Below are 23,618 nucleotides of genomic sequence, written 5' to 3'. Positions count from 1 at the left end.
GACATTTTCCTCCCTCATGGGAAAAGTCTTTTTATCTCCACCGTAGAGGCGCCCAAGAGACGGAAAATGCTGTTTTGCCCTGGAGGACAGGTTTTCCTATACAGTCTGAGCGATATACATGGAAATGACGATGGCGGAGTGCATGATCCAGTTGCACTTGAGTCCCCCCGTTTCTATGACGGCCCGTCCAAAAAGCCACCCCACGAAGGTGAAGACAAGGACCTTCGCCAGATAATGATACATGTTAAAGGAGGGAAAGTGAACAAGGCCGAAGAGAAGGGCCTGCAGGAAGTTGCCATGCTTCTCTCCCAGGATCCGGACAAAAACGGTAAGAAGAATACCTCTGAAAAGAAGCTCTTCAATGAAGCAGTTATTGATGGCTCCCAGGATGTTTGCGGGAAAGAGCACGAGCTGATCCGCCATGGGCCTCATGAGGATTCCCATTCTGCACCTCAGCACAAGAGCCAGTATGGCAAGCCCCAGTGTCACCATTGAGAACCAGATTACCACTCTCTTCCAGGGGAGGGGGCGGTCCCTGTTGATGGTGGAGGTAATGACATTCCAGTCACCCGCTTTCAGGAAATTGACCCCTTCTTCAGGCGATCCTGAAAAGAGCACCGCCACCATGAGAAGGAGGGGAACATACTGGTAGCTCCTGTGGATAAAGTAATAATTCAGATCACCCGAGATGATGTCAAGGGAATGATTCTGCAGGCTTCCGGGGAGAAGAAGCGGGAAGCGGTAATAAATCGGCTCAAGCAGAGCGTAGCCCATGACACCGAGGAGCACGGCCGCCACCACCTCCCCCCCTTTCTCCAGGGAAGGGATAAAAAGGGAGGCGAGGACCACCAGGAAGAGGGCTGCAGAAAATACAAGGTACTTGTGAAGCTCCAGAAAATACACCTTGGGCTCCCCCCAGACATGGAGGTAGCCATAGAGAGCACCCCAGGCCAGAAGGGTCACCGCAAGGATGGTCACTACTCTGCTTCTTTTCATGGAGCATCTCCTCTTCTGCGTATCTTAATGTCTCTCCCATTGAATGACTGGTCCCCATGCACTCTCTTGGACATTTTCCGCTGCAATCCTCCCATTCAGAAGGTCCTTTTCCGGTTCCCGCCACTGCAGTCATTCAGCATATGACATCGGTGCCAAGAAGGAGATCGGCCTCCATCGCTGTAATTATTATGGTAAGAAAAACTTAAGACAGTTATCTTTTTTATTATTCCCCGCAGAGGACACTCTTATGGAACTAGACGATGGAACAAAAGTACAGATTCTCAAGGACATACTGGACAGGAACGCTGATCGCATAAAGCAGATTGAGGAGCTTGAGCATGAAATCGCTCTTAACCAGTGGATTCTCAGCGCATATGACATGATTTCCACTGAAAAATTTGAATTCCGTGATATTTTTCACCGGGAAGTCCACGTCATTAAAAAGACCCTGCATACCCAGGAATCAAAGTTCGCTGAAAACAAGTTTGAAAATGAGAAAAAACGTCTCATCAGGCAGAATCAGGCCATCGCCTCTTTTATTGAGAGCAACTTCAAGAAAGAGTTCCTCATGTTCATTGAAAGGCAGCCTGAAGAGGAGGAGCCTGCCGGGGAAGCGCCGCCTCCCTCCGAGCCTCCCAGGGCGCAGCATGAGGAAAAACCCCTTCCTCCCCCGCCACCGCCGGCCCTTGAGGAAGTAACCAGAAAAGAAGAGCCCAAGGAGGAGCCCAAAAAGCCCCCGCAGGAGGCGGAAGAAAAGCCGCCCAAGGCGGAAACACGAGTTGAGAAGCCCCAGGAAGAGGAAGAAACTGCTGCTTCTATAGCCCTTCCTCCCGAGATGCCGTCGGAAGAAGAGCAGGTCCTTATGCCGCCTGAAGAGGAAGCACGAGAGGAAGAAGAAGAGGCACCCGAGATGCCGCCGGCAGAGGAAGCACGGGAGGAAGAAGAAGAGACACCCGAGATGCCGCCTGAAGAGGAAGCACGAGAGGAAGAAGAAGAGGCACCTGAAGAGGAAGACGATGAAGGTGTCTATGAAGATTCGGAGCTCCCGGCGGCAGAGAAGAAACCGCCGCCGCCACCGCCGCCGCCACCACCACCGGAGCCACCTGCACCGGAGCCTTCGGCCCATGAAGAAAAAGGCAGAGAAAAGAAGAAGAGGCTCACCAAGATAAGCTTTGACAAGCTGGGAAAATAGAGGGAGATCAGGGGCCCAGGATTTCCTCTTTCATCTTGCGCAGCTGCTCCGATGTACCTATCATAATCAAGGTATCACCATGCTCAATAAGCTCGTCAGGCGAGGGGTTGTTCACCATGGTGCCATCGGTTTTCACGATGGAGACAATTGACGCTCCTGTCTTGCTCTTTATCCCTGACCGCTTCACCGAGAGGCCGCATATACGGTTGCACTTCTCTATCTGGATCTCCTCGAGATGAAAATCATAGAGGGGCTGGTTGAGGGCAAGATCAATCATGGTATCTACTGAAGGCTTCAGGACGCTTCTGGCTATGCGCTTCCCAAGCATGGTGTAGGGCGAGATTATCTGTGATGCCCCGGCTTTCTGGAACTTGGCGGTACTGGAGTCATCGACCACGCGGGTGATTATGGTGATATCTCCCCTTATGGCCCTCGCCGAGAGGGTCACATAGAGGTTATTGACATCAGAGTCCATGGTGCAGATAAGGCCCTTTGCCCTGGTGATGCCTGCCATGTAGAGCACTTCATCATCGGTGGCATCGCCTTCAATGATGACCCAGTCCCGCGAGCGCTTTGTATCCACTGCTCTTGTATCGTGCTCGATACAGACAAAAGGCGCCTCGTTGGCCGCGAGCTCCTCAGCCACGTGGCTCCCCACGCGCCCCAGGCCGCAGATGATAAAGTGATTCTCCATCCTGTTCACCTTCCTGTCAACGCTAAAGGCTTTGAGATATTTCGCAAAGTTGGGATCGCTCATGAAGAGAATGAGAGACTCGACCGCATAGGTAAGGAGGCCCACGCCGCCAAGGATGAGGAAAATGGTGAAAATGCGGCCGGCGGGGGTGAAGGGCTTCACCTCTCCGAATCCCACCGTCGCGAGGGTGATGACCGTCATATAAAGGGCATCAATCCATGTGAGATTTTCTATGTGCTTGAATCCTATGGTGCCAAGGACAAGCACCGCGGCAAGGACAGAAAAGATAAACCTGACCCGTCTTATGGGGATGGCGTCTGCATATCTGTTGCGGAAGGCAATCTTTTTCGGAGAGGAGGCTTGCATAAGCACTCTGCACCAGGTGCCTGGAGGCAGCCCCGGGGCCGCCTCCAGGCCTTTCACACAAGGTATGCTACTTTGCCACGGTGGCTCCTTCCATCTTTTTGAGGACCCCTGAGCGCTCGTTGAAGCTGTTGATAAGCTTGTCTATCTCTCCCACCTGGCGGTGGATCGAATCCCAGTACTCGGGGTAATCGTACCACTGGCGGTTCAGCTCTTTCACGCAGCGGCCCTGCTGCTCAATCCAGGTATAGTATTTCAGGTTGTGGACGCGCTTTTTGTCATAATAGCTCATCTCGAGCATGGTGTCGGTCTTGAGGCCCATGAGGTGGCGGTGGTAATCCTGAGCGGCGCTGATCTCGCCGTAATCTCCGTACTGTTCCCTCAGCTCGATTATCCTTGACCCGTAAAGCTCCATGGAATCAGTGCATACCGTGAGCACGATGTCGCGGGAGGTGAGCTCGTAATACTTGGCAAATTTTATGGCGCAGGCCATGTTGCCCATCCCCGAGATGCCGAGAAGGCTCAGCTTCTCCAGCATCTCCTTCTTCACGCCCTGTTTTGCGAGGAACTCATGGCCCTTGGGCTCGTTGAAGAGCCTCAGGATATGCATGCAGTCCTCGTCATCGGCGGCTATTATAAGGTCGGTATTCCTGATGTTGTGGATCCAGGGGACATGCTTGTCGCCGATCCCCTCAATTCTGTGGCCCCCGAAGCCGTTCCACAGCAGCGTGGGGCACTGAAGAGCTTCACCGGCGCCGATCTTGCTGGTGGGGAACTTCTCCTTCAGGTAGTCACCGCAGCCGATCGTGCCTGCCGAGCCCGTGGTGAGCACGACACCCGAGTAGCGGCTCTTCCCGTCGCTCATAAGCTCTTTGAGGACCTCTTCCATGGCATGGCCCGTCACGTCGTAATGCCACAGGTGGTTTCCCATCTCGTCAAACTGGTTGAATATGCAGATATTGTCCTGGCGGGTCTTGCGGAGCTCCCAGCACTTGTCGTAGATCTCCTTTACGTTGCTCTCGCAGCCCGGCGTGGCAATAACCTCGCCGGCAATGGTCCGGAGCCAGTCGAAGCGCTCCTTGCTCATCTCCTCGGGGAGAATGGCAATGGAATCGCAGGCCAGAAGGGCCGAGTCATAGGCGCCGCCGCGGCAGTAATTGCCAGTTGAGGGCCAGACGGCCTTCTGCGCCGTGGGATCAAACTGGCCCGTCACGAGGCGGGGAGCAAGGCATCCGAAAGAGGCGCCTACCTTATGCGCCCCCGTAGGGAACCATTTCCCGACCAGGCATACGATACGTGCGTCAACGCCGGTGATCTCCTTCGGGAGCTCAAGGAAGTTCACCTTGCCGAAAAGGCCTCCCTTGGGGACAGGCTCATTCTTCCAGGTGATCCTGAAGAGGTTTGCCGGGTGCACATCCCAGAGTCCTGTATTGCGGAGCTTCTGCTTGATCACCTCGGGGGTTTTCTCCGGGTGCTTCATCTGCTCAAAGGTGGGGATAACGATATCCCTCTCCCTGCAGCGCTCGATGGTCCTCTCGAGCTGCTTCTCATTGATGGTGAGATCTATGAGATCTTTCATGGTCGTCCTCCTTTTTATATTATGAGATCCTGGGTATGGAACCTAGGTCTCCTTTCCATTCTCGTCGAGAAAGCACTTGTACCTCCGGCCGCTCTCCATCTGCTTCAGGGGCGGGTCCTCGTTCTTGCAGCGGCGGTAACAGAAGGGGCAGCGGGGGTGAAAATAGCAGCCCGGGGGGGGATTGAGCGGCGAGGGCACGTCGCCGGTGAGGATAATCCTATGGCGGTGGAACCTTGGGTTGGGAACAGGGTTCGCCGAGAGGAGCGACTGCGTATAGGGATGGAGAGGATGGTCGAAAAGCTCGTCCCGTGAGGCGACTTCTGCTATTTTCCCCAGGTACATCACCATTATGCGGTGCGAGATATGCTTTACCACATGGAGCCCGTGGGAGACAAACATATAGGAGAGGTTCATCTCATCCCTCAGATCTATCAGGAGGTTGATGACCTGCGCCTGGATTGATACGTCAAGGGCCGAGACAGGCTCGTCGCACACCACCAGCTCAGGTGACAGGGCAATGGCGCGGGCCACACCTATCCGCTGGCGCTGCCCCCCCGAGAACTCGTGGGGATAGCGGTTGATATAACGGGGCGAGAGGCCCACCTTCTTCATGATCTCGGCGACGCGCTGCTCCTTTTCAGTTCCCTTTGCAATGCCGTGGGTCTCCAGGCCCTCCCCGACGATCTCCAGCACGGTCTTGCGGGGGTTGAGCGATGAATAGGGATCCTGGAAGATGATCTGCATGTTCCTTCGCATCTTCTTGAGGTCCTCGCCCTCTTTCTTCATCACGTCCTGGCCCTTGAAAAGTATCGTTCCCGCCGTGGGCTCGATGAGCCTTATCACCGTTCTCCCCGCCGTGGTCTTCCCGCACCCTGACTCGCCGACGATGCCCAGGGTCTCTCCCTCCCTGACGACGAAAGAGATATCATCAACGGCCTTCACCTGGCCGGTCACCCGTGAAAAAAAGCCCGAGGTGACGGGGAAGAATTTTTTCAGGCCTCGCACATCCAGCAAAATATTCTCGTTCATAGCTTCATTCCAGTCCTTACTGTTCGTTGAGCCAGCATGCGGCCCAGTGATGTGGTGCCACCTCTTTCAGGGCCGGCTCCTCCTGCCTGCAGCGCTCCATGGCAGACTCGCAGCGGGGGTTGAATTTACATCCTTTCGGGAACTCAAGAGGGTTGGGCACCATCCCCTTGATAGGCTCGAGGCGCATGTCTCTGGCCTCGACAGAGGGGATGGAGCGGAAGAGCCCTATGGTGTAGGGATGCTTCGGGTTCTCATAGAGCTCGAAGACATCGGCGATCTCCACAATCTTGCTGGCGTACATCACCACCACCCGGTGGGCCATCTCGGCCACGACACCGAGGTCGTGGGTGATGAGAAGGATGGACATGCCGAACTCTTTCTGCAGGGCCCTCAGCAGGTCCAGTATCTGCGCCTGGATCGTCACGTCAAGGGCGGTCGTGGGCTCGTCGGCGATGAGGAGCTCGGGATTGCAGACAAGGGCCATGGCTATCATGACGCGCTGCTTCATGCCGCCCGACATCTGGTGGGGGTAGACATCAACGCGCTGGCGCGGTGAAGGGATGCCCACCTTCTCCAGCATGCTGACGGTCATCTCGCGGGCCTCCGAATAGTCCTTCCCAAGGTGGAGCTGGATGGCCTCCATGATCTGGTCGCCCACGGTGTACACAGGATTGAGGCTTGTCATGGGCTCCTGGAAGATCATGCCGATCTTGTTTCCCCTTATGGAGCGCATCTCATAATCGTCTATCTTTGTGAGATCCCTGCCATGGAAAAGAATCTGGCCGCCCACTACTCTCCCGGGAGGTATGGGGATGAGGCGCATGATGGACATAGCCGACACTGACTTGCCGCAGCCCGACTCTCCCACGAGCCCGAGGGTCTCGCCCTGGAAGATATCGTAGCTCACGTCCTCGACGGACTTCACCACGCCGTCATCGGTGAAGAAATGGGTCCTCAGGTTCCTGATCTCAATGAGCTTCTCAGGCTCCTTCTTGTCGTTCAGAGTCTCTGTCGCTGCCGGTGATTCTTCCATGGCAATTCCCTTTCAGTACCGCGTCTTCCGCTCCATCAATGCTACTGCCTGAGCCTCGGATCCATGGCGTCTCTCAAGGCTTCACCCACAAGGTTGAAGACCGAGACGACAAAGAAGATGGCGATGCCCGGGTATATGATAAGCCAGAGCTTCTGCTGCTCCCTCCCCACGTTCAGGATCCCTCCCCACGAGGGCGCCGAGGGATCGCCAAGCCCGAGGAACGCGAGGCTCGACTCTATCAGGATGGCCGCTGCCACCCCGAAAGTTGCCGAGACAAGCACAGGCGCCATGGCATTGGGGAGAATATGGCTGAAAATTATTCTTGCCTTGCTGATGCCCATGGCGATGGCAGCCTGCACGTAATCCATCTCCCTCAGGCGCAGGAACTCCCCTCTCACCAGGCGGGCCACGCCCGTCCAGCTCACCAGGCCTATGAGAAGCATCACATGGAAGATGGTCCTCTTCTCGATGAAAGCAGCGAGCGTGAGGATAAGAAAAAAGGTGGGAAAGCAGATGAACACCTCGATGAGGCGGGAGATTGCCAGGTCCACCCTCCCCCCGAAATAGCCTGCGAGGGAGCCCAGTATGATGCCGATGGTCACGTAGATGGACACGGCCACCACGCCGATTGTCATGGAGATCCTGGTGCCGTAGAGCATTCTGGTGAAGACATCCCTCCCCTCGGCATCGGTTCCCAGCATGTGCGTCCTGCTTGGCGCCTGGGGGTGCTGCTTGTCTTTTTCTATTTCCCGGTAAGAATAGGGCACGGGAGGGAAAAGATACTGCACATGCTTTCCCTCCTTTTTCAGGTCCCCGAGGAGGGTCTTGAAATCAGTCTGGGGCAGCGTGTAAGGAAACGCGCTCACCACAAGGAAAGCGAGAAGGTGAAATACCGCAATCCCCGCGACGACGTTGAACCTTCCAAAGGAAGGGCGGAGCTTTCTCACCACGAGGTAAATCACCACATAGGGAATAAAAAGCACCATGATCAGGTTGAAAAATATGTCCACGGCGTTTTCATAGCAGTTCCTGTCAAAGAGGACCCTCACGAAGAGAAAGGAGGGAAGCCTGTATCCCTCGCGGACCATTATAGGCTGGTCCGAGAGCACGTAGTAAGGCACGTTCGAGGCGATGAGCGGGCAGAATATCGCGATGAGAAGCAGCAGCACAACACACCAGAGGCCGGCAAGGGCGATCTTGTTCTTGCTGAACTGTCCCCAGGCAACCTGCCAGTAGCTGATCTTCCGGACCTCGATCTTCCCGGGCGCCTCACTGTGCCCGTGAGAACCTTCTTCCGCGCCGTTTTTTTCATTTTCCGTCTTCATCATATCGCCCCTTACTCACTCACTGTCCCCATATCCTGGCCCTCCCGCCTCACTTGAAGCTGACCCTCGGATCGAGGATGGCATAGGTAATATCCGAGAGGAGGATGCCTATCAGCACGAGAAACGCGGCGATAAGCTCTATCCCCATGATGACGTTGTAATCCCTGTTGAAAATCGAGGTGATGGTGAGAAGGCCCATTCCCGGTATCCCGAAGATATATTCAATGACCACCGAGCCCCCTATCACTACGGGCAGGATGGTGCCCAGAAGGGTCACGATGGGGATCATGCCGTTTCGCATGGCATGCTTCACCACCACCACGAACTCGGAAAGGCCCTTGGCCCTGGCCGTTCTTATGTAATCAGAGCGTATCACCTCAAGCATTCCGCTGCGGGCATACCGCGAGAGGGATGCGAAGGAGGCATAGGTAAGGGAGACCAAGGGGAGCACAAGGTGCCAGAGCACGTCCCTGATCTGCTCAAGCGTAGTCATCTGGGCAAAATTCGATCCCTGGTAGCCTCCCGTGGGAAACCACTTGAAATAGTTGCCTCCCTGGGAGAAGTACATGAGCAGCAGCGTTGCCACGAAGAAGCTCGGCAGCGAATAGAGCATGAAAAGCACAATGGCGATATACCGGTCATAGGCGGTGTTCTGCTTCACGGCGGAGAAGACGCCGAGAGGCACGGAGATGAGGTAGGCGATGATCACCGAGGGGACGGAGAGGGAAAGGGAATATTTCAGCTTGGAGAGTATCTTCTTTATCACCGGCTGCTTGTCGATATGGGAGATGCCGAAGTCCAGGTGGATAAGGTTCCACCAGTATTTGGCAAAGCGGGTGTCCAGTAAAAGTATGGAGAATTTCTGCCCCGCAGTGAAGGTGAAGCGGCCCTTGACACCGTCATACCACTCGTTCCATTTCGCTATCACGGCGAGCTTCTCGGCTTCCAGGGCCTTGTCGCTTTCCGCCGAGGTTCCGTCCCCGACGGGGAATTTATAGGACTTAAGCTCGGTGTTTTCCCTGTCTATCTCCTCGTTCTGCTTCTTGGTCTTTTCGTCAATGCGGCCTGAATAGACTTCGCGCAGCGGTCGCGGCGCGTTCTGGTAGAGGGTGAAAACCGCCGTGTCCCTTATTTTCTTGTCGCTCTCGGTGTTCATTATCTCCACAAGAGCAGGTATGGCAAACTGACCGTAGTCCTCAAGGGTATCCTGGGCCTTGATGATGTTCTTGATAGGGACTTTGCCGCTCTCATTGGCGATATCCTTGAGATAGCCGCGGATTTTCTCCTTCTTGAGGTCCGGGTAGGTGTTGAAAAGGACGGGCTTGTCCAGGTTGAACTGGGTCTTGAATACCCGGTAGGCTTCACGCTTGGAGCCGGTGGCATCCTGGGCGGAGTCACCGCTGGTCATCTGCGCGCCAGGCTTCCCCGGGGCGAAGTTGAGGATGAGGAACACCACCAGCGAGATGGCAAAGATGGTGGGAATCATCAGAATTATCCGCTTTACAATATAAGATGCCATATTTTTCAATCACCCTTATCGTCGTTGATTCACGTGCTACTTTTCCGCTTTCTCGTTGATATACCAGGGCATGGAATCTTCATGGGGCTTCAGCTTCATGAAGATCACGCGCTCCACGTAATTCCACCACGCCGCCACACGCTTTCTCGCGAAGAAAAAGGTGTAAGGCTGCTCATCGTAGACAATGCGGTGGAACTTGTGGTACAGGGCTGTTCTTTTGGAGACGTCGAAGGTGCTCCTCAGCTCTTCGATCACCTGGTCTGCCTCCTTGTTCTTGAAGCTGATGTGATTGGAGCTTTTCGGGAGCGTCGCCTGGGAGGAATGCCATATCTGGTAGGGATCCTGCTCCCAGGGCATCCCCCATGCCCCTGCCATTGCATCAAAATCCTTGTCCTCCATCTTCTTCTGCATCTCTGCCCAGTCCACGATCTTCAGGTTCATCTTGACGCCTATCTTCAGCAGGTCCTCCTTGTAAATGTTCATTGCCGCCGTCCACTCAGGGCTTCCCTGGTTCAGCAGAAAGGAAAAGTCAAACTTTTTCATGGCATTCCCTATCTTTTTCTCCACGATGCCGTCGTTATCCAGATCCTTCCAGCCTGCCTGGGCAAGCAGCGCCTTGGACTTCTCGAGGCTGAAGGCCACCTGGGGGATGGACTTGTCGTTGGCGGGGCCGTTCACATAGAGGGGCCCCGTGATGAGGGTGCCCAGGCCCATGAAGATGTTCTGGAGCATGTAACTCCTGTTGAGGGCATGGGACATGGCCCACCTTACCTTCCTGTCGCTGAAAAACACGCTCTCGTTGTTCCACCCCAGGTAAAGGAAGCCCATCTCATCGAATATATCGTGCTTTATGCTCCCGTTCTTGAAGAGGGAGTCGGGCTTCGCGTTCAGGATCTCCTCGCGGTAGTCGGTGGGATAGAGGCGCCCGTAGTCCTGGGCTCTGCTCTTCAGTTTCAGCAGGTTCTGTTTCTGGTCGGGGTAGATGAGCCAGTCAATCTCGTCTATTGCCGGTTTCTGATCATAGTAGTCGTCGAAGCGCTTGAGCCTGATCGAGGCTCCCTGCTCATAAGAGACGAACTTGTAAGGGCCGCAGCCTATGGGGCCTTTGGTGTTGTACCAGTGGGAGTTGAACTTGAGGCCCCTTATCTCTTTCGGGAAGGGCTTCCCGTCCTCATCATAGGCATAGAGAAACTCCGGCATCGGAAAGAGTCCGATGGTGAATATCATCGCATTGTAGGTCTTCTTCTTCCACTTGAAGATCACGGTATGATCGTCAATGATCTTCACATAGTCGAGATCCTCATAGTAATTCCTCAGGTGGCTGCATTCCACCTGATTGTTCAGGATCATGTCAACGGTGAATTTCACGTCTTTTGTCGTGAGATAGTGATCACCCTTGAGCCAGCCGTATTTCGGGTTGGACCAGTCCACCACCGGGGCATGCCACTTGACGCCTTTTTTCAGATAGATGGTGTATTCCTTGTAGTCATCGGTGATCTCCACCCGCTCCGCGAGCGCCTTGACCCACTTGTCGGGGTTGTCTCTTGACCGCGTCCCGAAACCCTCGTTATAGACATAATTTCCTATCTGGCTCGAAAGCTCTCCGTCATTGGAAACTATGTAGTTGAAGCTTTTCGGATCTGCTCCGTACCAGCGTTTGAGCCTGCCTCCCACCTGGGATTCAGGGAGGCGGATCTTGAAGGTCTCATCGCCCAGAAAGTTTTTCACCTCGGGATGAAGATACTTGCGGCCGCCTCTCTTCACATCCGGTCCGACTGCTTCGGGACCGCCACCTCCCTGGCGGGAGCCGTTCTGGGGGATGCCGCTTTCCTGGAGCTTTTTCACCGCGCTGGTAAGCTCCTTGTTGCTCTCGTCAAGCTGCTGGAGCCGCCCGCTGATCTCTATCAGGTCTTTCTCTATGTTGTTGAGCTGAAGTATTCCCATAAGAAAGATCATCACTATCACCACTTTGAAAACCACATCGGTGATGACAGAGGCGGCGCTTTTTTCCTTCATTACTTCCTCCCGTGCGGATGATCTCCCCCAGGCTTTCTCTATCCTGTTCCCCTGCCCTTCCGGGCGGGGAGGCTCTGGAGATTACCTTAGAAATATTCGGAACATGAAGCTCTTCTCCTTTTTCCCCGGCAAAGAACTTGCCCCTCTCTATCGGAAATGTAACGCCTTGTTCACATAATATGCTTTCTTTTCATGGCGCCTCAGCATATAATTGAAGTGGGCATTCCAAAATACAGCCTGGAAAGGGAGATTCCCATGCACATCGCTTCATTTGCTGAAAAATTAAATTCCCTCACCAGTGAGGTGGCCTCAAAGGCGAAAATAATAGCCTCCCTCGACGGGAGCACCCATGATGCCATCCAGGAAGAGGGTGACATTTACGTGAGCGAGCTGCCTGCAGATCATGGGGGCACCATCACGGGAAGAGTCCTCTGCGCGGGGGGGACAGGGGGGATGGATTCTTACCAGGCCGTTGACATCGAGGAAAAAAACCCTGACAGGGGAAGTGCCCGATACCAGATGGAGAAAAAGGACCATGGGGAACACTCAGAGTTCACCATCCTGAAGAAAACAGACACTCACAAGCTCAAGGCAACTGTCCTTGAGAGGCCGTCGGAGCCCGCGTCAGTAGTGCTTGAGGAGACACAGTTTGTCGAGGCTGCCCTGGCCCCTGAAATCGACAGTCTCTCTGAGGAGCTGAGAAAAGAGGTTCGCCAGGTGGCCGAGGCAGTCATAGGGGCTGATAATACCGCTCTTGACAGCGAAAGCGCCAAGGGTACAGTCAACATCAACAATGCCACAGTGAAGATCGCCGATGGGAAAACGCTTGAAGTCTCGGGACATGTGATGTGCGATCCCTCGGGGATCCTCTGTTCGGCCGAGCTCACCGGGAAACTGCCCGAGGGCGGGGCCACCGAATATTACTTCGTCAGGGGAAGCGACTCGGATTTCTACAAGAAGTCAGCAGGCCCGAGAATGGAGAGCGCCCAGATATTCGAAAAAGACGGGCCGAAGCTCATTCTTTACTCCGAGGAGCTCCACGGAAAATGGACACATTGACAGAGCGATCACTTTCATTTATTATAGGGAAAAGAGATCACACCATAAGCCTCCCGGGAGTAAGCACCTGTCTCCCGGGGACAGGAGTGCGGGGATGCTCAAGCCGGTTCTGAAGAAAAACGAGGAGACTGGAGAGAAGCAGCTTTTCATGGTCCCTGAATCGGACCTGGAGGAGCGCTTCGTGCTCTGGTTCGCCTTTCATCACAGCGTGCCGCGCCTGAGGCTCAACAGGAGAGATGCTCTTGTCTTCCATGCATTGAATGACCCTGATACCGTGCAGTACAACCTTACCATGGCATTTGAGGAATTCAAGAAAAGGTACAATTACGTTGAAATTCCCTACCTGGTCGGTGTCTCACTGAGCCGCGCCAGGGAGGAGCTCCGCATGAGAGGCCTTCAGTGGGCCATTGAGAGAGAAGTGGCCACTTCCGAGTATCCCCCTGACCACGTGATAAGCCAGAACCCTCTCAAGGAGGCCGTCGCGGCCGCTCAGAGCGTGGTCTATCTCACCATCTCAAAAAATCCCTGAGAGAAAGAGGTGCCCTTTGCTAAGGATAAAATGCCTCCGGGCGGCACTGTGCGCCGTTCTTGTTTCCGCCGCCATCACCGCCTCAGGCTGCGCGGGACCGCCGCCGAGGGACGCTCTCGTAACTTTCTCAAGGGCTGTCCAGACAAAGGACTGGAATACGGCCTGGGGCCTTCTCTCCTCAAGAGAGCGGAAGAACTTCGAGGAAAAGATGTTCGCTCCCTTCAAGGAGCAGTTCGCAAAGCTCTCCCCCGAGGCCCAGAAAGAAGCGGCAGCCAAGATCGGCAGCACCGTGCAGGATATCCAGAAGATGGCAGCAAAAGACTTTTTCAGCGTCGTGATGGAGAAATCAGACGAGTCCAGGAAGATCCCGCATAAAATCGACCCGGATCGGATAGTCGTCGAGCAGGAGAGCATAAAGGGCAACACCGCAAGGATAAGACTGAAAGGCCAGGCCGGTGAATTCAATTTCGTCAAGGAGGCCGGAGCCTGGAAAATAGAGCTGGGACCCTGACATGCCCGTTGATAACGCGCTTTTCATCGCTAAATTCGCCTTCCTGGGCCTTCTGTATCTTTTCCTGCTCCAGGTACTGCTGGTGATCCATTCCGATCTCCGCGAAATGAGGAAGGCGAAGAGAAACATCCCCTCATCCAGCACGCCCCATCTGGAAATCCTCTCGGGAAGGGACATGCTGGATGAGCACCATGACGCCCCTCTTGTTCCCCTAAGCTCATCGCTTTCCCTGGGAAGGGATCCCTCGAACGACATCCCTGTCTCTGATGCCATGGTCTCCTCCTTTCACTGCAGGATATCCAGGGAAGAGCAGGGCTACCGCATCCAGGACCTGGGGAGCACCAACGGCACGTGGGTGAATGACACCAGAATTGAGAGCCCCCTCTCCCTCAGGAAGGGTGATACAATCCGTCTTGGCGCCGTCACCTTCAGGTTTGCAGGCGAGGGATAAGCGATGGCGGGAAAAAGGCTGGCCATAAGAAAAACCGAACGCATCCTCCTCATTTTTCTCTTTTTTATCTATCTTGCCGGGATGGTCATCGTGCACTACTCAAGGCATGAGCGCTTTGACAGTGCGGTGCTGCTGATGTGCCTTCCCCTTGTCCTTTCCATGGCAGCGGTGCATATAGTGCTCTCGCTCACGGGAAGCCGGGCCGACGAGCTGGTTTTCCCTCTCGTGTGCTTTCTCTGCATGACAGGCCATATCGAGATTTACCGGCTTGAGCCGTCGATGGCGTTAAAACAGGCCATCTTCCTGGTCATCGGTTTTCTCCTTTTTATAGGCTGGTACACAAAAGGGCTTGACTACCGCGCCTGGGAGGATTACAAGTACCTGGTCCTTCTTGCCGGCATCGCCATCCAGCTCGCCGTCATGGTGCTGGGCATCGAGATAAACGGCGCCAAGCTCTGGTTCACCTTCGGCGACTTCAACTTCCAGCCCGTGGAAGTCGTGAAGATCCTTGCCGTCATCTTTCTGGCTTCATACCTCAAGCAGAAGAAGGAGTTCATAATCAGCGCGCCGAGGAGGTGGTTCGACATGCTCTCCTTCAAATATCTCGTTCCCCTCCTTTTGATCTGGGGATGCTGCGAGCTTATCCTGGTGGTACAGAAAGACCTGGGCATGGCCCTTCTTCTTTTCGGAACCTTCATGTGCATCTTTTACGTGGCCACCCAGCGGACAGGCATGATTTTCATCGGGTTTCTGCTGTTCTTTGCCGGTTCCTGGGTCGTCATGCACCGCTTCCCCCATGTGCACGTAAGGTTCAGCGCCTGGCTTGATCCATGGCAGGACCCGGCAGGAAGCGGCTACCAGACGATCCAGGCCCTCTTTGCGCTGGCGAGCGGAGGCTTCACGGGAACAGGCCTTGGCATGGGAACCCCCGGCCTCATCCCCGCCGTTCACACCGACTACGTCTTTGCCGCCATAGGTGAGGAGCTGGGATTTCTGGGGGCCCTGGCAGTCATCGTGGCATACCTGCTCCTCGTGGAGCGCATATTCAGGATATCTATGGCGGCCTTTGATGAGTTCGGTATCCTTCTCTGTACGGGCCTCGGCTCCCTCCTTGCCTGCCAGATCCTCATCATCGTGGGAGGCTCCACGAAATTCATTCCCATGACGGGGATTACCCTCCCCTTCATCTCCTATGGAGGAAGCTCGGTCCTCGCCAATTTTTTCCTTATCGCCCTGGTGTTCCAGGTCTCCCACCTGGCCTCAAAAAAGCGCAGGCGGATGATGCTGTCGGAAGAAGGCCAGGGGGGCACTCCATGAAGAAAAGAATAGAAAAGCTTGCCTTCATTTTCTCCCTTTTCTTTGCCACTCTTGCCGTGTACCTCTCCTTTCTGCAGGTCATTGATACAGAGAGATACCGGCACAACAGGAAAAACCCGAGGATGCTCCCGCGGCTTGAGTACAGGGGGCGTATCCTTGACCGCAGGGGTGAGACCCTTGCGAAAACCGTCACCAGCGGAGGGCGCTCAGCGAGAGACTACCCCCAGGGGAGCCTCTTTTCGCCCCTCATCGGCTATGCCCACCACCGCCTCGGCACCGAGGGAATTGAAAAGTCCGCAGACTTCACCCTTGCGGGGAAAAGGCTCCCCCAGACCATCTATGAGGCCTTTGCCTTCATTAACGGCAGAAAGCTTGCAGGCCAGGACATCTATCTCACCCTTGACAGCCGCATGCAGAAATCGGCAAGGGCGGCACTGGAAGGTCACAGGGGAGCAGTGGTGATCCTCAATCCCGCCACGGGAGAGCTGTACGCCCTCGTGAGCCTCCCTTCCTATGACCCCGCCAGGATAGAAATCCTCTGGGAGCGCCTCAAGAAGGATCCCGGCGCGCCGCTTGTGAACAGGGCAATTGACGGGCAGTACCCGCCGGGGTCAACCTTCAAGGTATTCACCCTCGTCTCTGCCCTGGAGCTTGGCTATGTCACCCCCGATGACACCTACGAATGCACCGGAACCTATGAGCTCGGCTCTTACAAGATTCATGAGGCTGAAGGGGGAAGCCATGGAAAGGTGAATCTCGAGAATGCCCTTGTGCATTCCTGCAATATAGCCTTCGCTCAGATGGGCCTCAAGCTAGACGCCTACAACTTCTGTGAGTGCGCGAAAAACTTCAGGCTTCTTGAACCGTTTAGCATCGGCGGCGACATCCCCGTGAAGCCCGCCCATTTCCCTGATCCCTCGTCCCTCTCCGAGGGGGGTCTTGCCCAGAGTGCCTTCGGCCAGGGGGAAATCACCCTTTCGCCTCTCCACCTGGCCATTATTGTCTCCGCAGTGGCCCATGAGGGAAAAATAATGAAGCCCTACCTCATCAAGGGGATCAAATCACGGAACGAGGAAAATATCTACACGGCTCACCCCCAGGTGTGGTGCGCCCCCATCTCGAAGGAGACCGCCGACAGGGTGAAGGCAATGATGGTGCAGGCAGTCTCCCGCGGCACGGGAACCCGTGCCCAGGTTCCCGGCGTCACCGTGGCAGGGAAGACGGGCACCGCTGAAAATCCTCATGGGGAGACCCACGCGTGGTTTGTCGGCTTCGCCCCCGCAGAGGCACCGAAACTCCTTGTGGCGGCCATAGTGGAAAATGGTGGCTACGGGGGCAGGGTAGCAGCGCCCATCGTGGGAAGAATCCTCGAGGAATGCCTCCCGCTCCTCGGTGAAAAGCCATAGCCTCCTGCCTCCCACACCACCCCCGGGACCTCCCGGGGAAGAAAAAAGGAATAGACCCACCCAGGGAGAAAATATTCATCTTTCAGATCCATTACGGCAAAGGCATTGACTATGGTCGGAAAAATTCTGAAAGAGCGCTACAAGATACTTGAGAAAATAGGATCAGGCGGGATGGCCGATGTGTACAAGGCCGAGGATCAGCGCCTTGGCCGCATAGTCGCCCTCAAGATATTAAAGGCCGACTATGCCTCAGACAGGGAGTTCATCCACAGATTCTACCGCGAGGCCTGCTCTGCCGCGAAGCTTTCCCACCCCAACATCGTCAATGTTTTTGATATCGAGGATGATGAGGGGTACCGCTTCATCGTGATGGAATATGTGGAGGGGCAGGACCTGAAGTCCTGGATGAAAAAGCTGAAAAAGCCCCTCAACGAGGAATCTCTTGTGCCCATCGTGCTTGATATCCTCAAGGCCCTCTCATTTGCCCACGAGAAGGGCATCATTCACCGCGATCTCAAGCCTCACAACATCCTTATCACCAGGGGCAGCACTGTGAAGGTGGCCGATTTCGGCATTGCAAGGGCACTGTTTTCCGACACCATCACGCAGACAGGGAGCATGCTGGGCTCGGTCCACTATTTTTCACCGGAGCAGGCCCAGGGAAAGCCTATCTCGGCACCCTCGGACCTTTACTCACTGGGGGTGCTGATGTTTGAGGCATCAACGGGCAGGCTCCCCTTCGACGCCGACAACCCTGTTTCAGTGGCCCTCAAGCATGTGCAGGAGGCGCCCCCCCTTCCCTCGTCACTCAATCCCTCCATTGCTCCCCGCCTGGAAAGAATCATCATGAAGGCCCTTCAGAAGGACCCGCACCTCCGCTACCAGAATGCGGCGGAGATGGCAGAAGACCTGGAAAGGCAGGCAGCACCTGCGGCATCTGCAACGAAGGCACCTCACCCGCCCCCGCCGCCTCCCCCGCCGCCGCCGCCTGAGCCGACGCTTCTCATGCCGCCTTCAAAGACACGGCAGGAGCTCGAGGAAGTATCCCATCACCTGCGGAGCAGACGAGAGGACCTCGGAACGGACGAGCTCGGAGAGCCGAAAGATACGGCCTGGCAGGCCACCTTCAGGACTATGCGCGTGCTTATCTTTGTGCTGATAGCGCTGTCCCTTGTCACCTGGGCAGTGGTAATCGGATCAAAGCACCTCCAGGAGATAGAGACACCTGACATCGTGGGAAAGCTCTACAACGAGGCACAGGCGATTGTGGAAGCCAGGGGCCTTACCCTTATGATCCAGAGCGAGGAGTTCAGCGAGAAACCCGAGAGGACTATCCTGGACCAGAAGCCCAGGCCAGGTGAGAAAATCAGGCCCGGCAGGACTATTTACGTCCAGGTGAGCAAAGGCTCCCCCACGGCGGAAATGCCCGATCTCGTGGGAGTGTCCCTGGACCGCTCAAAGCAGATCCTCCGCGACAGAGGCCTCACCAATATAAAAATCATTCAGGAATTCAGCGACAAGGTCGCCGAGAATGTCATTATCGCCCAGGAGCCGGCGCCTCAGAACATAGTCTCGCCGTCGAGCAAGGTGATCCTTACGGTGAGCCGGGGGCCTGAAAAGGAAAAAGTGCCTGATCTCACGGGAAAAACCAAGGAGGAGGCGCAGAAAATCCTCTCAAAGATCCAGGTGAAGCTCGTGGTGGATTCCCTTGAGCCCAACGCCCAGATTCCGGCGCAATGCATCATCCGCCAGGATCCCTCGCCGGGAACCCTGCTGGTGAAGGACTCCACGGTGAAAGTGGTTGTCAGCAAAGGCATGGAGGGGCTCACCTCGCCGAACCTCGTGGGCAAGACAATCCAGGAAGCCCAGGAGATAGCGGAGCCTCTGGGGATAAGCCTCAAAATAGAAGGTGACGAAAAGGGCCTTTCAGCGCAGATCACCTCCCAGGAGCCCCCTGCCGGTGAGCCCATAGAGAACAAGATAATCACCGTGAGGGCCGAAAGCCTTACCCTGGCCCCTGACTGCATCGGGAAAAAGCTTTCCGATGCGAGGGCGCTTCTTGGGGAAAAGGGCTTCCAGGTGGGGGAAGTCATCTCCAGGGAGACATCGGAGGCGCCGCCCGACACGGTGATTGAGCAGGATCCCCAGGCAGGTCTTGAAGTCTCCCAGGGCACCAAGGTGAAGCTCGTGGTGGCAAAGGCTCTCACCGCACCTCAGAGCACTCCTCCTCTCACGGCTACGCCGGCGCCCTCTCCCGAGGGAGCCCCGGCACCATCGCCTACCGTAAAGTAAGGGAGCACCATGCCGATGAGCACTCACGGTACTTATACCCTTGGAATCCGCGGGCATTTTGACGCGGCCCACTTCCTGAGAGGCTATGAAGGGAAATGCGCACAGCTCCACGGCCACCGCTGGGAAGTAGAGGTGCAGATTGAAGGCTCCTCCCTTGATACATGCGGGATGCTCATGGACTTCGGCGCAGTAAAATTCTCTCTTGAGACGCTCCTTGAAGGCATTGACCACGGGCTCCTCAACGACAGGGAGCCCTTTTCGACCCTCAATCCCACTGCAGAGAATATTGCCCGGGAGCTCTACAAGGCCTTGAAAGAAAAAATCCCCGAAGGGATTTCTCTTGTCCATGTGAAAGTCTGGGAGTCGCCCCAGGCCTGGGCGGCCTATAGCGAGGCTCCCCTGCAGAACGGCGCCCTTACATGAGGCTCCTCACATGCCTTATAAGATCGTCCTGCGAGGGATACTTGGGAATAAGCCCCCCCGGCGTCTGAAATGCCTGTATGCCTGGATCCTTGGCAAGGCCCGTCCTCTGGGTCATCATATTGACAAAACCACGCCAGTTCTCGGTAGCAGAGAAAGCCATCTGTGGAATGAGCCCCTTGAAAGCCACATTCTTGTCGCTTACGAAATAGACGGCATTTCCATATATCCAGACCACTATCTGTGCGTTTTCCACCCTCCCTATGGCAAGGCTCTTGATGCCCTTCCAGGGAATCACGGCCGAGGTGCCCTCGCTGGTGGTCCCCGTAAGGTTCCCATCGTCCTGGGTCCCCGCCACTATCTGGAAGGATCGGCCTGAAGGTGCCGCGGCGGGAGCAGGCTTCGGTGGATGCTGTGCTGCAGGCGGAGGCGCAGGTGCCGCTGCTTCCTGCGGAGCGGCGCTTTTTGCGCCCTCGGCTTCCTGCAGATTTTCTTCCGGTTCAGCCCTTGCAGACTCCTCGGCCTTCGGCGCCACCTTGGCCTTCTGTACGGCGGCGCCGGCATCGGCAAACAACTTCTGAAGCTCTGAATCATCAAAACCATATTTTGCCATGGTCAAAACCCCCTTCTGCTGCCATTCTTTTTCTATATTGGCTATCCAGGGTTTTTTTCCTCTGAGATCCCCTTGAGCAGTGCCGCAGATCTTTCATCCGGGAAGGCTCCCCGGAGGGTGGAATGGGTGAGGCGGCAAGAAGGAAAAGCGGCAAGTTTATTGAAACTGTATTAAACCTTCCGAGGCCTTTGGCAGAGGGAGTGAAAAGGGCCATGCGGGGCGGAAAGCCCCGGTGTATCCGGAGAGAACGAGGAGCAGCACCGTTGCAGGACAACATCGTATCATACGCAAAGACGCTCATCATTTCGGCAATCACCGTATTTACCCTCGCTTTCGCCGGGTTCCTTGGATGGACAGTCTACCAGTCATTTTTCAAGATTCCCGACGAGATCACCGTTCCCAATATCGAGGGCAAGAATGTGACGGAAGCAAACACGCTGCTCAGGAAATTCAACCTTATCCTGAAAATCGATGAGGAGCAGTATAAGGAAAACATTCCAAGAGACCAGATCATAAGGCAGAACCCGCCTCCAGGACGCTCCGTGCGCAAAGGGCGCGAAGTGAAAGCCATCGTGAGCATGGGGCCGGAAATGATCTCTGTGCCCGACCTTACGGCCATGAGCCTGAGGGAGGCCACCATCGAGCTCACCAACAAGAGGCTCCTGCTGGGCAAGGTGAAGACCTCGAAGGAGAAAAAGGACGAGCCCGAGCAGGTCCTGGACCAGAACCCCGCTCCCGGAGAAAAAGTACGCAAGGGGGCCTCGGTCCAGATCACCATCAACAAGGGTGTGGCATCGAGGATCTCCACGCCCAACTGGGAGGGCAAGCAGCTTGACCAGGTAAGGGAAGCCGTCACCAAGAGCGAGCTGGTGATGGGGAGGGTGCGCTGGGTCTATCATGACTACATCCCCAAGGGAGAGATCATCAGGCAGACCCCCCAGCCCGGCCAGCTCACCGGCGCCGAGACACCCGTCAGCTTTGACGTGAGCGCCGGCCAGAAGGTCTCAGAAGTCTCGATCAAGCAGGAAAAGGTCACCTATGTCACGCCTGAAACCGGAAACCAGAGGGTTGAGGTGAAATTCGTCCTCAAGGATCAGCGGGGCCTCAATGAATATTACACGGCCGATCACCTATCAGGCGACAAGATCGAGGTGCTGGTCACTACATGGGGCGAAGCAGAGCTCATGATATATGTGGACGGCAAACTCCAGAAAAAAGAGATTCTGTAATGAAGGTACGGTTTTCCGCTTCCATACTGGGTGCCGATTTCAGCCGTCTCGCCGGCGAGGTGCACTCATGCCTTGAGGCCGGCATCGATTCCCTTCATTTTGATATCATGGACGGCCACTTTGTGCCCAACCTCACCTTTGGCCCCCTGGTGCTGCGGGCGCTGCGCCCCCTCACGGACATCCCCTTTTCCGCCCACCTCATGGTGGAGAACCCCGATTTTTACGTGCAGGAATGCGTGGAGGCCGGAGCCTCGACGGTGATTGTCCATGCCGAGGCCACTCCCCATCTCCACAGGAGCCTTCAGCTCATCAGGCACAAGGGCGCCCGCGCCGGTGTCGCCATCAATCCCTCCACACCTCTCGCGTTCCTCCCCTATGTGGCGGACGTCACCGATGAGCTTCTGATAATGACGGTAAACCCCGGCTTTGCAGCGCAGAGCCTCATCAAGAGCGTTATCCCCAAGATAGGGGAAGCATCGAGGCTTGCAAGGGCACTGGGAAAAACGATAAGCATCAGCGTAGACGGCGGCGTGAACGGTGAGACCATCGGGGATATCACACGGGAAGGCGCCGACAGCCTGGTGATGGCATCGGCATTCTTTGGCGTCCAAAACCGCAGGGCCCTCATCGAGGAACTGAGAGGCCTCGTCGCCCCGGTCTCTAATCCTGGCCGGCCCTGAAATCCTTCACTACTTTGAACTGCTGGGAGTAATGCTTGTATTTCTTGGAATTCCCTTCAGCATAGTGGGCTCTGCTCATGTCGCGGAGCAGCGATGAGAGGGAGCGCCTGTCAATGAGGGTGCTGCCGTTTCCCTCCTTCTCCTTGAAGAAGGGGAGCTTTTTCCCGTCGGACTTCCTCCTTGTATAGATTCCCCTCACGGCCTTGTCCACAAGCACATCCTTGAAGGGCGGCGTCTTGTAGCTCCTCACAAACTCGGGGAGGAAAAAGATGCGGTCGTCGGTTTTACCGAAGATGCTGTAGATCTGGAACTTCACCCTGAGGCACTGTTTTTCCTGGCCAAGCTGTGAATAGAGATAGAGGGCCTTGTCGAAATACTTGATGGCTTTGTTGTGGGCGCCGCAGTCCTTGAAGACACAGGCGCGGTAATAGTAATACTTCGCCAGGGCTTGCGTATAATCAATGTCCATTTTCATGTGGAGGGCATTCTGGTAATGATGGAGCGAGTGGGGGATCCTCTTTTCCTGGTGGAGGAGCGCTCCCAGCTTGTACAGTATATCGCTCACCTTGACCCTGTCCTTGCCCTTCTGGTAGCCCTCCAGGGCCTTCTGGTAATAGAGCTTTGAGAGAAGGGCCTCCTTCCTGGTCTCGTAGATATTGGCAAGCTCCAGGTTGACATGGGCCTCAAGGGTCTGGAACTGCTCCCCCTCGTCAACTTCAAGGGCCTGGAGGCAATATGAAAGCGACGAGTCAAGATCGCCCCGGTCGTAATAAATATAAGCGATGTTGAAGAGCGAGGCGGCATAATTGTAATTATGGCCAAGACGCTTGTATATCTCGCTTGCCGTCAGGAATTTTTCCAGAGCCTCATCGATGGCGCCCTGCTTCTCAAAGACAATCCCCATCTCCATGAGGACCTCCGCCTCGATATCCTCGCGGTGCATGTCCTTGGCAAGGGTGATGAGCTCCTCGTAAAGGGAGAAAGTTTTCTCTATGTCACCGCGCTCCTCGGCGAACTTGGCCTTTTTCTTGAAAAGCTGGTAGATGAAAAAGGGCTCGCGGTAAAAGCGGGAGAACTCCTCGGCAATCTTGACGAGCTCCTCGGCCTTGTCATGATTTTTCTCGGCAACATGAAGATCGAGGTGGATAAAGATGAGCTCGGAGAGCTGCTCAGGCGCGCTCGTGCCGAACTGTTCAAGAACCTTCAGGCGCTCCTGCTCGTTATCAAGCGAGTTGGCAAGCCTCGCGAATATCTTTTCCGCCTCCATGAACCCTCCGCCGCTTCCTTCCGGAGATGGTGTTCCCTTTGAAAGAGAAACTATCATTACTATTATAACAGATTTTTGGAAAAAATTACACTTCTCCG

General features: G+C 55.5%; 21 protein-coding genes. 11 read left to right on the top strand and 10 right to left on the bottom strand.

Annotated features, from left to right (window positions below; translation table 11 throughout):
• Window positions 1-96: 96 nt before the first annotated feature.
• Window positions 97-996, bottom strand: coding sequence for a CPBP family intramembrane glutamic endopeptidase (locus RDV48_22200; protein ID MDQ7825528.1), 900 nt, complete (start codon window positions 994-996; stop codon window positions 97-99).
• A gap of 247 nt (window positions 997-1,243) precedes the next feature.
• On the opposite strand from RDV48_22200, the gene RDV48_22195 reads away from it, so the two are divergent.
• A complete protein-coding gene (locus RDV48_22195; protein MDQ7825527.1) occupies window positions 1,244-2,188 on the top strand; it encodes a hypothetical protein in 945 nt (314 codons plus the stop codon).
• A 7-nt stretch (window positions 2,189-2,195) separates the two neighbouring features.
• Here RDV48_22195 and RDV48_22190 read toward each other — a convergent pair whose 3' ends face one another.
• From RDV48_22190 to RDV48_22160, 7 genes are all read right to left on the bottom strand, one after another.
• Entirely contained in the window at window positions 2,196-3,248 is a 1,053-nt protein-coding gene (locus RDV48_22190) for a potassium channel protein (protein ID MDQ7825526.1), read from the bottom strand.
• Between the two features lie 67 nt (window positions 3,249-3,315).
• Window positions 3,316-4,824, bottom strand: a complete 1,509-nt coding sequence (locus RDV48_22185; GenBank protein MDQ7825525.1) for a pyridoxal-phosphate dependent enzyme — start codon at window positions 4,822-4,824, stop codon at window positions 3,316-3,318.
• Between the two features lie 42 nt (window positions 4,825-4,866).
• Window positions 4,867-5,853: a dipeptide ABC transporter ATP-binding protein gene (locus RDV48_22180; GenBank protein MDQ7825524.1), complete on the bottom strand. Its 987-nt coding sequence runs from the start codon at window positions 5,851-5,853 to the stop codon at window positions 4,867-4,869.
• 16 nt (window positions 5,854-5,869) lie between these two features.
• Complete coding sequence (locus RDV48_22175; GenBank protein MDQ7825523.1) at window positions 5,870-6,886, bottom strand: ABC transporter ATP-binding protein; 1,017 nt, start codon at window positions 6,884-6,886, stop codon at window positions 5,870-5,872.
• Window positions 6,887-6,927: 41 nt separating this feature from the next.
• Window positions 6,928-8,214: an ABC transporter permease gene (locus RDV48_22170; GenBank protein ID MDQ7825522.1), complete on the bottom strand. Its 1,287-nt coding sequence runs from the start codon at window positions 8,212-8,214 to the stop codon at window positions 6,928-6,930.
• Between the two features lie 46 nt (window positions 8,215-8,260).
• Window positions 8,261-9,730 (bottom strand): ABC transporter permease, encoded by a 1,470-nt coding sequence (locus tag RDV48_22165; protein ID MDQ7825521.1) that lies wholly within the window; start codon window positions 9,728-9,730, stop codon window positions 8,261-8,263.
• A gap of 36 nt (window positions 9,731-9,766) precedes the next feature.
• On the bottom strand, window positions 9,767-11,746 hold the full coding sequence (locus RDV48_22160) for an ABC transporter substrate-binding protein (GenBank protein ID MDQ7825520.1): 1,980 nt from the start codon (window positions 11,744-11,746) through the stop codon (window positions 9,767-9,769).
• 255 nt (window positions 11,747-12,001) lie between these two features.
• Here RDV48_22160 and RDV48_22155 point away from each other — a divergent pair, with 255 nt between their 5' ends.
• The 8 genes from RDV48_22155 to queD all read left to right on the top strand — a co-directional run bounded on the left by RDV48_22155 (window position 12,002) and on the right by queD (window position 19,734).
• Entirely contained in the window at window positions 12,002-12,805 is an 804-nt protein-coding gene (locus RDV48_22155; GenBank protein MDQ7825519.1) for a hypothetical protein, read from the top strand.
• 94 nt (window positions 12,806-12,899) lie between these two features.
• On the top strand, window positions 12,900-13,334 hold the full coding sequence (locus RDV48_22150; protein ID MDQ7825518.1) for a PASTA domain-containing protein: 435 nt from the start codon (window positions 12,900-12,902) through the stop codon (window positions 13,332-13,334).
• A 16-nt stretch (window positions 13,335-13,350) separates the two neighbouring features.
• The gene (locus RDV48_22145; protein ID MDQ7825517.1) at window positions 13,351-13,845 is read left to right on the top strand and encodes a hypothetical protein; all 495 of its coding nucleotides are present in this window, start codon (window positions 13,351-13,353) and stop codon (window positions 13,843-13,845) included.
• Between the two features lies 1 nt (window position 13,846).
• Window positions 13,847-14,296: an FHA domain-containing protein gene (locus RDV48_22140; protein MDQ7825516.1), complete on the top strand. Its 450-nt coding sequence runs from the start codon at window positions 13,847-13,849 to the stop codon at window positions 14,294-14,296.
• A gap of 3 nt (window positions 14,297-14,299) precedes the next feature.
• Window positions 14,300-15,613, top strand: coding sequence for an FtsW/RodA/SpoVE family cell cycle protein (locus RDV48_22135; protein MDQ7825515.1), 1,314 nt, complete (start codon window positions 14,300-14,302; stop codon window positions 15,611-15,613).
• Window positions 15,610-17,019 carry a penicillin-binding protein 2 gene (locus RDV48_22130; protein MDQ7825514.1) on the top strand — a complete coding sequence of 470 codons (1,410 nt, stop codon included), beginning with the start codon at window positions 15,610-15,612 and terminating at the stop codon, window positions 17,017-17,019. The genes RDV48_22135 and RDV48_22130 overlap by 4 nt, the downstream gene beginning before the upstream one ends.
• A gap of 111 nt (window positions 17,020-17,130) precedes the next feature.
• Complete coding sequence (gene pknB / locus RDV48_22125) at window positions 17,131-19,311, top strand: Stk1 family PASTA domain-containing Ser/Thr kinase (protein MDQ7825513.1); 2,181 nt, start codon at window positions 17,131-17,133, stop codon at window positions 19,309-19,311.
• Between the two features lie 15 nt (window positions 19,312-19,326).
• Window positions 19,327-19,734 carry a 6-carboxytetrahydropterin synthase QueD gene (gene queD, locus RDV48_22120; GenBank protein MDQ7825512.1) on the top strand — a complete coding sequence of 136 codons (408 nt, stop codon included), beginning with the start codon at window positions 19,327-19,329 and terminating at the stop codon, window positions 19,732-19,734.
• On the opposite strand, the gene RDV48_22115 is transcribed toward queD, so the two are convergent.
• Window positions 19,727-20,344 carry a hypothetical protein gene (locus RDV48_22115; GenBank protein ID MDQ7825511.1) on the bottom strand — a complete coding sequence of 206 codons (618 nt, stop codon included), beginning with the start codon at window positions 20,342-20,344 and terminating at the stop codon, window positions 19,727-19,729. The genes queD and RDV48_22115 overlap by 8 nt on opposite strands.
• Before the next feature lie 263 nt (window positions 20,345-20,607).
• Between RDV48_22115 and RDV48_22110 the strand changes: the two genes are divergently transcribed.
• Both RDV48_22110 and rpe read left to right on the top strand, forming a co-directional pair.
• Window positions 20,608-21,573 (top strand): PASTA domain-containing protein, encoded by a 966-nt coding sequence (locus RDV48_22110; GenBank protein ID MDQ7825510.1) that lies wholly within the window; start codon window positions 20,608-20,610, stop codon window positions 21,571-21,573.
• Window positions 21,573-22,253, top strand: coding sequence for a ribulose-phosphate 3-epimerase (gene rpe / locus RDV48_22105; GenBank protein MDQ7825509.1), 681 nt, complete (start codon window positions 21,573-21,575; stop codon window positions 22,251-22,253). Before RDV48_22110 ends, rpe begins: the two co-directional genes overlap by 1 nt.
• Here rpe and RDV48_22100 read toward each other — a convergent pair.
• Window positions 22,234-23,520 carry a tetratricopeptide repeat protein gene (locus RDV48_22100; protein MDQ7825508.1) on the bottom strand — a complete coding sequence of 429 codons (1,287 nt, stop codon included), beginning with the start codon at window positions 23,518-23,520 and terminating at the stop codon, window positions 22,234-22,236. The genes rpe and RDV48_22100 overlap by 20 nt on opposite strands.
• Window positions 23,521-23,618 lie beyond the last annotated feature (98 nt).

The organism is Candidatus Eremiobacterota bacterium, assembly GCA_031082125.1.
In the GTDB taxonomy this organism is placed as follows: Bacteria; Vulcanimicrobiota; CADAWZ01; order CADAWZ01; family Ess09-12; genus Ess09-12.
Note: the sequence above shows the minus strand (reverse complement) of the source record. Positions and strands in the feature narration are given on the sequence as shown.